We start from the raw sequence: 2,156 nt of genomic DNA on the forward strand, positions 1-2,156 counted from the left end.
GATTCAACAAACAAGAATTGTGATGCCGGGGACATTGATCTGGTTGAGTACGGCCATGCAAAGGACGACCAGGGTAAGCCGATAGTTAATTATGCTGTAGCTTATGACTGCGATAATTCATTACCTCTATTTTATGAGGATTATCCCGGAAGCGAGGAGAGTTAAAAGGTCAGGAAATTCACACTAAGAGTTGATAGGAACAGATGTTTGGAAAAGCCTTGACAGGAGGAAGATTTAGAGGTAGGATTGAGTGTGCGGAGAAACGTATGTTTTGAGAAAAGAGGACGTTGAATGGTGATGAGTGGACAGACACAATTTAATCTGAAGAACTTCGATTCTTATCGTGAAGATAATCGTCTTGAGGTAAAGAAAGCAAAGGGTGGCCTGCCAAAATCGTTATGGGACACATATTCTTCTTTTGCTAATACCTATGGTGGTTGCATTATCCTGGGAGTTGTTGAACATGAGGATCATACTTGGGAGACCTGTGGGCTAAAGGATGTTTCAAAATTCAGAAAAGATTTTTGGGATGTGATGAATAACCCGGAGAAGGTCAGTATTAACCTGCTTCGAGAAGTTGATGTTACGGATTATGAAATTAACGGTGATGTGATTCTTGTTATAAGAGTGCCACGAGCAACAAGGGATAATAAGCCGGTATTTATAAATGGTGATATGTTTGCCGGAACATTTAAGAGAAATTGGGAAGGTGATTATCATTGTACTAAAAGAGAAGTACTTGCAATGTTACGAGATCAGGCAGACGATACGCCGGATATGAAAATTCTGAAAGATTATTCAATTTCGGATTTTGATAAAAACAGTATCCGTGCTTATCGTGTCCGTTATAACACACGCCATGACAATCACCCATGGACTCAACTGCCGGATGACGAATTTCTTGTGAGAATTGGTGCAGCCAAAGAATATAAAGGGAAGATAGTTCCTACAGCTGCAGGACTTCTGATGTTTGGACAAGAGTATCTGATTACAACTGAGTTTCCGGAATATTTTTTGGACTATAGGGAAAAATTGGATCCTAACATACGATGGACAGACCGCGTGCAGAGTCAATCTGGGGATTGGAGTGGTAATATATTTGATTTTTTTGCTCAGGTATATCCGAAGGTGACAGCTGATTTTAAAAAGCCCTTTATGACTGAAGGTCCATATAGAGTTGAAGAAACCCCAAAGCATCTTGCGGTTAGAGAGGCTATTGCAAACTGTCTTGTCAACACGGACTATTTTCAATCGTGGAGTGTAGTTATTGAAAGGTATCCGGATAGGATAACTCTGGCAAATCCCGGACTTGTTCGTTTGGGTAAGGAGCAGATGCTTAAAGGTGGCATTTCTGAACCAAGAAACAAAAACTTGTTTAAGATGTTCAATTTGATTGGTGTTGGTGAACATGCGGGTTCCGGAGTGCCTGATATATTTGAGGTTTGGAAGAGAGAAAAGTTGGAAGCTCCTACGGTGGAAGAGCAGTTTGGTGCAGATAAACCGGATAGGACGATAATTAATCTGCCGCTACTATCAGCCAACTTAGGCACTGACTTAGGCACTAGTGCCTATGATGACGAAGTAGATAAGAAGAAACTAATATTAGAATTTTGCGTGAGGGAGCGTTCCAAAGCAGAAATACAAGAATATCTTAAAATCAAGTCGGAGAGGTATGTTCGTCAGAAACTTATTACACCACTGATACTCGAGGGCAAGCTTAGAAGAACAATTCCAGACAAGCCACAGAGTAAGAATCAAAAGTATATAGCGACTTAAGAATTCTCGAGGTGCTGTAGTGGATAACCGTATAGAAGATTATCGAAAACATGGTGTAGACATTAGGACATTGGTGCCGCGGACCAATGTGGTACAGTTTAGGTCAAATTAAGATTCATTCAAATTGACATTGCATAACCTTAGTATACTGAAATCTATGAGGTTATACAAACAGAATGATTTTTATGGAGAGGAACGAAAAAAGGGTGCACTAAATAAACCTTTCGATAAAGTAAGGTTCCAGACCATGGGTGTGTTTAGATTGATGTAACAGTATAAAAAAGAGCAACTTATGTATGCATTGTTTTCCTAGTTCTCATGTGTTTGCGGAGTTTACCTTTTTTCTTATCACGTTTGTATTTCCTTCCGGGTTGAATCTG

At 39.9% G+C, this 2,156-nt stretch carries 1 protein-coding gene; it reads left to right on the forward strand.

Features of this window, described 5'->3' with window-relative positions; genetic code table 11:
* The first annotated feature begins 291 nt into the window (after window positions 1-291).
* On the forward strand, window positions 292-1,776 hold the full coding sequence (locus tag G625_RS20235) for an ATP-binding protein (RefSeq protein ID WP_049895931.1): 1,485 nt from the start codon (window positions 292-294) through the stop codon (window positions 1,774-1,776).
* Window positions 1,777-2,156: the final 380 nt, after the last annotated feature.

Origin of the sequence: Oribacterium sp. NK2B42 (genome assembly GCF_000424445.1) — a bacterium.
GTDB lineage: Bacteria > Bacillota > Clostridia > Lachnospirales > Lachnospiraceae > Oribacterium.